Origin of the sequence: Burkholderia sp. Cy-637, assembly GCF_011753175.1 — a bacterium.
Taxonomy (GTDB): Bacteria; Pseudomonadota; Gammaproteobacteria; order Burkholderiales; family Burkholderiaceae; genus Burkholderia; species Burkholderia gladioli.
This window is the reverse complement of the sequence record NZ_VWWC01000096.1, coordinates 21,219-27,958: the sequence shown is the minus strand read 5'-3', so window position 1 is coordinate 27,958 and position 6,740 is coordinate 21,219. Positions and strand designations below refer to the sequence as shown.

Genomic DNA, 6,740 nt, shown 5'->3' with positions numbered 1-6,740 from the left:
CGGCCGCGGCCGCCGGCGCCTCATCCGCTGCGTCCTCGGCTTTACAGCCTGTTTTACAACTCGCATCACAACCTGCCTCGCAACCCGAGATCCGCGTCGCCGAAGGTTCCGACACGCCCACCTCGATGCCGGGCAACATCGCCCGCAACACCGCCACCGACAACATCCTCGCCAATGTGGTGGAGTCGCTGGTGGCGCTGCGCGCGGACCTGAGCGTCGGCCCGATGCTGGCCGATAGCTGGGAGATCTCGCCCGACGGCAAGACCTACACCTTCCACCTGCGCCACGGCGTGCGCTTCCACGACGGCACGCCGATGACCTCGCGCGAGGTGCGCTGGAGCTTCGAGTTCCTGATGAAGCGCAGCTCCGGCTTCGAGTGCCGCAACGTCTACGACGGCAGTCGCGGCCCGCGCGTGCTCGCGCTGCGCACGCCGGACCCGATGACGGTGGTGTTCGAGCTGGACCGCGCGAGCGCGCTGTTCCTCACGCGCATGGTCGACCCGCGTTGCCCGCTGGCGGTGCTCAGCCCCTCCAGCGTCGACGCCCGGGGCGAGTGGCTCAAGCCGGTCGCCACCGGCCCCTTCGTGTTCTCCGAATGGAAGCGCGGCCAGTACGTGCTGTTGCGCCCGTTCGCCGGCTACCGCCCGCGCGCCGAGCCGCCCAGCGGCCTGGCCGGCGCCAAGCTCGCCCATGGCGACGTGCGCTTCGTGGTGATCCCCGACGAGGCCGCGCAGAAATCGGCCCTGGTGGCCGGCCAGATCGATTTGATGTCGGTGGGCGAGAACGGCGTGCTGCCCAGCGACCCGCGCTGGCGCCTGGTGACGGGCCCCACCGCCGATCCGGCGATGCTGCTGATGCAGACCCGCGATCCGCTGCTCGCCGATGTGCGCATGCGCCGCGCGATCGCGCTGGCGCTGGACCTGCCGAGCATCGTCAAGGCCGTCACCGATGGGCGCGCGCCCTACAACCCCTCGCTGGTGCCTGGCGCCACCGAGCTGTTCAGCGCCGAGGACGCCGCCGGCTACCGCCGCAACCTGCCCGAGATGCGCCGCCTGCTGGCCGAGGCCGGCTACCACGGCCAGGTGCTGAGCCTGGAGACCAGCCGGCGCTTCCCGCACATGTACAGCCTGGCGGTCTACATGCAGTCGCTGCTGAGCCAGGCCGGCATCGCCACGCGCCTGGACCTGGTCGAGTGGGGCAAGCAGCTCGCCGATTTCCGCTCGGGCCATTTCCAGCTGATGTCCTTCGCCTACTCGGCGCGCATCGATCCCGAGCTGATGTACGGCGACGTGATCGGCGACAAGGACAAGCGTGCCATGGCGCAATGGGAGAACCCCAAGGCGCGGGCGCTGTGGCGCAGCCTGCAGGGCATGACCGACGAGTCGCAGCGCCAGCAGGTGTTCGACCAGCTGCACGCGCTGATGCTGGCCGACGCGCCGATGCTGATGATGTACTTCGCGCCCGAGCTGCTGCAGGTGAGCAGCCGCCTGGAGGGCGTCGGCTCCTGGCCGATGCGGCGCACGCGCGTGTTCAACGTGATCAAGCACTGAGAAATAGCATGCTGTCCTACCTGTTCAAACGGATCCTGATGGCGGTGCCCTCGGTGGCGATCGTCACGGTGCTGGTGTTCGCGATGATCCGCGCGATTCCGGGCGATCCGGCCGCGCTGATGCTCGGCGACATCAACGACCCGGCCCTGCTCGCGCAGATGCGCCACCAGTTCGGCCTCGATCGCTCGCTGCCCGAGCAGTTCATGCTGTGGATCGTCCACCTGCTGCACGGCGACCTCGGCATGTCGATCGTGCGCCACCAGCCGGTGGGCGAGCTGATTCGCGACACCTTCCCGGTGACCGCGCAGATCGTGCTGGCCGCCACCGCGCTGGCGGCCCTGATCGCGATTCCCGCCGGCCTGGTGGCCGCCTGGCTGCAGAACCGGCGTACCGATTCGGCGATCGTCTTCACCGGCATCCTGTTCGTCTCGCTGCCGAGCTTCTGGATCGGCATCCTGCTGATGTGGCTGTTCGGCGTGAAGCTGCAATGGCTGCCGACCTTCGGCTACCAGAGCTTCGCCGAGGCCGGCTGGGGCAGCCTGCGCTACCTGCTGCTGCCGGTGCTGGCGGTCGCGCTCGGCGAGATCGCGGTGCTGATGCGCGTGATGCGCGCCGGCAGCATCGAGGTGCTGCGCCTCGAGTACATCGCCCACGCGCGCGCCAAGGGCCTCTCCGAGCCGCGCGTGCTGCTGCATGCGCTGCCCAACGCGTTCGGCCCGACGCTGACGGTGCTGGGCCTCGTGCTCGGCCACCTGCTGGCCGGCGGCGCGGTGATCGAGACCGTCTTCACCCTGCCCGGCATGGGGCGCCTGCTGGTGGACAGCATCTACGCGCGCGACTACCCGGTGGTGCAGGGCTGCCTGCTGGTGATTGCGCTGCTCTACGTGCTGGTCAACCTGATCGTCGACCTGCTGCATCCGCTCTTCGATCCCCGGATGAAAATCTGAATGAAACGCTCCCTGTTCAAACGCTTCAACCTGGCGCTCGGCGCGCTGCTGGTGGGCTGGCTGGTGGCCACCGCGCTGCTCGGCCTGATCTGGACGCCCTACGATCCGAGCGCGGTCGATCCGCTCACGCGCTACGCCGCGCCCAGCGCGCTGCACTGGTTCGGCACCGACGAGTTCGGCCGCGACGTGTTCTCGCGCATCATGGCCGGCGCCGCCGTGAGCCTCACGGTCAGCCTCGGCTCGGTGCTGTTCGCGCTGGTGGCGGGCACCGCGCTGGGCACCGTCTCGGCCTACGCGGGCGGCGCGCTCGACCGCGTGGTGATGGTGCTCACCGATGCGTTGATGGCCTTTCCGGGCCTGCTGCTCGCGCTCGGCATCATGACCGTGGTGGGCGGCTCGAAGGGCTCGGTGGTGCTGGCACTGGGCCTGGCCTACACGCCCTCGGTCACGCGCATCGCGCACGGCGGCACCCTGAGCCTGCGCGAGCGCGACTTCGTGCTGGCCTCGCAGGCGATGGGCAACGGCGGGGCCTGGACGCTCGGCCGCCATGTGCTGCCCAATATCGTCACGCCGCTGCTGGTGTTCGCCACCTCGCTGTTCGGCTCGGCCCTGCTGGCCGAGAGCGCGCTGAGCTTCCTCGGCCTGGGCGTGCCGCCGCCGGCCCCGACCTGGGGCGGCATGCTGGCCGACAGCCGCGACGCGATCGATCGCGCGATCTGGCTGGCGCTGTTTCCGGGGATGTCGATTTCACTGGCGCTGCTGGGCATCAACCTGCTCGGCGACGCCTTGCGGGACCTGCTGGATCCGCGCATGAAGGGGGTGACGCGATGAGCGCGAATCAACAGGCGGCGCAGCCGCTGCTGCGCGTCGATGCGCTCACGCTCGGTTTCAACGTGCCGGGCGGCGAGCCGAAACGCGTGGTGGACGGCGTGAGTTTCGATCTCGAGGCGGGGCACTCGCTGGCGGTGGTGGGCGAGTCGGGCAGCGGCAAGACCCTGATCGGCAAGACCCTGCTCGGGCTGCTGCCCGACGCGGCGCGCGTGATGGGCGGCACGGTGAGCTTCGGCGGCGCGCCGCTGCTCTCGCACAGCGCCGCGCAGTGGCGCGAGACGCGCGGCGTGGGCATCGGCATGGTGTTCCAGGAGCCGATGGTGTCGCTGAACCCGGCATTCCGGATCGGCGTGCAACTGACCGAGGCGTTGCGGCGTCGGCGCGGCCTGTCGCACGAGGAAGCCGAGCGGCGCGCGCTGGCCATGCTCGAGCGCGTGCGGGTGCGCAATCCGCGCGATTGCATGCGGCGTTACCCGCACGAGTTCTCGGGCGGCATGCGCCAGCGCATCGTGCTGGCCTCGGCGATGCTGCTCAAGCCCAGGCTGCTGATCGCCGACGAGCCGACCACCGCGCTCGACTGCGTGGTGCAGAAGGACGTGCTCGACGTGATGATGGAGCTCACGCGCGACGAAGGCACCGCGCTGATCTTCATCAGCCACAACCTGGCGCTGGTGGCCGCCTATACCGAGCGCGTGCTGGTCATGCGCGCGGGGCGGCAGATCGAGATCGGCTCGGCCGAGCGCGTACTGTCGCGGCCGACGCATCCTTATACGCGGGCCCTGCTCGATGCGTTGCCCCGGCGCGGCGACGCGGCGCCGGCCGCGATCGATCGCGCCGCGCGCCCGGTGCTGGAGATGCGCGAGGTGGCGGTCGACTACGCGCTGCCGCGCCAGGACCTGGTTGCGCAATGCGCGCGCTGGTTCCGGCGCGCGGCGGCGGGTTCGACAGGCGCAGCGGCCGCCGGTGCCAACACGCGTCACGGCAAGCAGCGCACCGTGTTCCCCACCTCGTTCAGCCTGCATGCGGGCGAGACGCTGGCGATCGTCGGCGAATCGGGCAGCGGCAAGACCACCCTGGCCAAGGTCGCGCTGGGCCTGGTCGAGGCCGCCGAGGGGCAGGTGCTGCTCGACGGCGCGACCTATCTCGACGGCGGCGCGAAGCGCCTGCAGGCCGCGCGCCGCGCGGTGCAGATCGTGTTCCAGGATCCCTATTCGGCGCTCGACCCCCGCATGCGCGTGGGCGAGCTGGTGGCCGAGGGGCTGCGCCTGGATCGCTCGCTCGACGCGGCCGAGCGCGCCGCGCGCGTGGCCTCGGTGCTGGCCGACGTGGGCCTGGGCGAACATGCGCGGCGTTTCGTGCACGAGCTGTCGGGCGGCCAGCGCCAGCGCGTGGCGATCGCGCGCGCGCTGGTGAGCCGGCCGGCCGTGATCATCGCCGACGAGCCGGTGTCGGCGCTCGACGTGACCGTGCAGAAGCAGGTGCTGGAGTTGTTTACCTCGTTGCAGGCGCGCTACGGCTTCGCTTGCCTGCTGATCTCGCACGATCTCGGCGTGGTCGAGCAGATCGCCACACGCGTGCTGGTGATGCTGCGTGGCCACGTGGTCGAACTGGGATCGCGCGACGCCGTGTTCGACCGTCCCGGCCATCCCTACACGCGGCGCTTGTTGAGCGCGGTGCCGGAACTGCATGGCGACAGCGAGCAGGGCTTTCGCGTGGTGGTGCGCGAGGTGCCGCCGATGCGCGGTTCGGCGGACGACTACTTCGATCCGGATCGGGCCTCGGGGCGGCTGGCCACGCTCAGCGCGGTCGATGGACAGGATGGACACTGGGTGGCGCTGCGATAGCACGCAGCCCGCGCGCGAGGCCGGCGGGAAGGTCTCGCGCGACGGGCTGAGAAGTAAGGATGTGAAGCGAGGACGTGAAGCAGGGATGTGAAGCGGGGCGGTGAGGCAGGGCGAAGTGGGCGGGGCGAGGTGGATTCATCGGGCAAGGCACTTCGAAGTCGTCAATCGATCGCCTTCCCGCGCCGCCATGAAAAAACGGGCACCCGCCATCGGCGAGCGCCCGTTTGGTGTTGCCTGGCGATGCTCAGAACTTGTGGCGGATGCCGAACACCACGGCGGCCTGGCGGTCGCTCGAGGAGTTCGAGAGATTGGCGATCGCGGCCACGGCCTTCTTGCCGGTCGAGTCGACGCCGCTGGCGTGCTGGTAGATGCCGACCACGTAGAGGTCGGTGCGGCGCGACAGGAAGTAGTCGGCGCCGAGGTTGACCTGGTTGTAGGTCGCGCCCGACACCGAGCCCACCGAGCTGCCCTTGGTGTAGGTGTAGGCGGTGCCGAGCTGCAGCGAGGGCGTGAGCAGGTAGGACACGCTCAGTTCGCCGATATTGAACTTGGCGGTGCCGCTCAGGTGCAGCGGATTGAGGCCCGCGCCGGCGGTGGCGCCGAGGTTCTGGAACGCGACATTGCTGTAGACGCCGCCGATGGTGGCATTGCCCAGGTGGTAGGCCGCGCCGGCCGAGATCACCTGCCAGGCGCCGGCCGAGGCGAAGCCGCTGAACACCGGATTGCTGACGTTGGCGGCATTGGCCGCGGTGGCCGAGTTGGCGTTCGGGTTGGTGCCGAACACGCCGAAGTTCGGGTTCTTGGCGCGCTCGATCGCGATGCCGCCGGCGAACGGGCCGTGGTCGTAGCCGACGCCGAGGCCCCAGACCTGGTTGCGCGTGACGTCGCCGGCCTGGCCGCCGAGGCTGTACATGCCGCCGAACTTCAGGCCGTTGTAGGAGCGGCTGGCGTACTTGACGGTGTTGTTGATGCGGTAGGAGTTGTCGAGGTTGTCCATGTCGCCGGGGTGGGCGCCGTAGATGCTGCCCCACTCGGTGCCGGGTACGAACTTCTCGAAGTTGGCCGCCTCGAAGTCGCCGACGTAGTCGCCGAGCGCGTCGTACTGGCGGCCCAGGGTGACGGTGCCGTAGGGCGTCTGCAGGCCGACGTAGGCCTTGCGGCCGAACAGGGCGCCGCCCTGGCCGAGCGCGCCGCTGTTGACGGAGTAGCCGCCCTCGAGGCGGAAGATCGCGGCGTAGCCGCCGCCGAGATCCTCGATGCCGCGCAGGCCCCAGCGGTCGCCCTGCAGGTTGCCCGAGGAGGCCGAGTACTGGCGGCCGCCCTTGGAGTTGGAATTGAAGGCGAAGCCGGTGTCGATCAAGCCGTACAGCGTCACGGAGCTTTGCGCGTGCGCGACGCCGGACAGCGCGAGCAGCGCGGCGATTGCAGGAAGCGTTTTTTTCATTGCCTTGGTCCTCGGCCTTGCCGATGGGTGTGGTGTGTCGCGGGGACACCCGATGTCTCCCGCCCCCGACCTGTTGGGTCGGGAGGAATGCTAAGCAGGCATTTTTTTGTCAGGAAGACCGATC

5 protein-coding genes are annotated in these 6,740 nt (G+C 69.7%); 4 read left to right on the top strand and 1 reads right to left on the bottom strand.

The features are described from left to right. The 4 genes from F3J10_RS22795 to F3J10_RS22780 form a co-directional block, all read left to right on the top strand. On the top strand, positions 1–1,550 hold a 1,550-nt coding region (locus F3J10_RS22795; RefSeq protein ID WP_167243045.1), incomplete at its 5' end, for an ABC transporter substrate-binding protein. A gap of 8 nt (positions 1,551–1,558) precedes the next feature. Continuing rightward, complete coding sequence (locus tag F3J10_RS22790) at positions 1,559–2,497, top strand: ABC transporter permease (protein WP_025099819.1); 939 nt, start codon at positions 1,559–1,561, stop codon at positions 2,495–2,497. Next, a complete protein-coding gene (locus F3J10_RS22785; protein ID WP_036051891.1) occupies positions 2,498–3,328 on the top strand; it encodes an ABC transporter permease in 831 nt (276 codons plus the stop codon). Continuing rightward, complete coding sequence (locus tag F3J10_RS22780) at positions 3,325–5,172, top strand: ABC transporter ATP-binding protein (RefSeq protein WP_167243044.1); 1,848 nt, start codon at positions 3,325–3,327, stop codon at positions 5,170–5,172. Before F3J10_RS22785 ends, F3J10_RS22780 begins: the two co-directional genes overlap by 4 nt. Positions 5,173–5,416: 244 nt before the next feature. On the opposite strand, the gene F3J10_RS22775 is transcribed toward F3J10_RS22780, so the two are convergent. Next, positions 5,417–6,616 (bottom strand): porin, encoded by a 1,200-nt coding sequence (locus F3J10_RS22775; RefSeq protein WP_025099816.1) that lies wholly within the window; start codon positions 6,614–6,616, stop codon positions 5,417–5,419. Between the last annotated feature and the right edge of the window lie 124 nt (positions 6,617–6,740).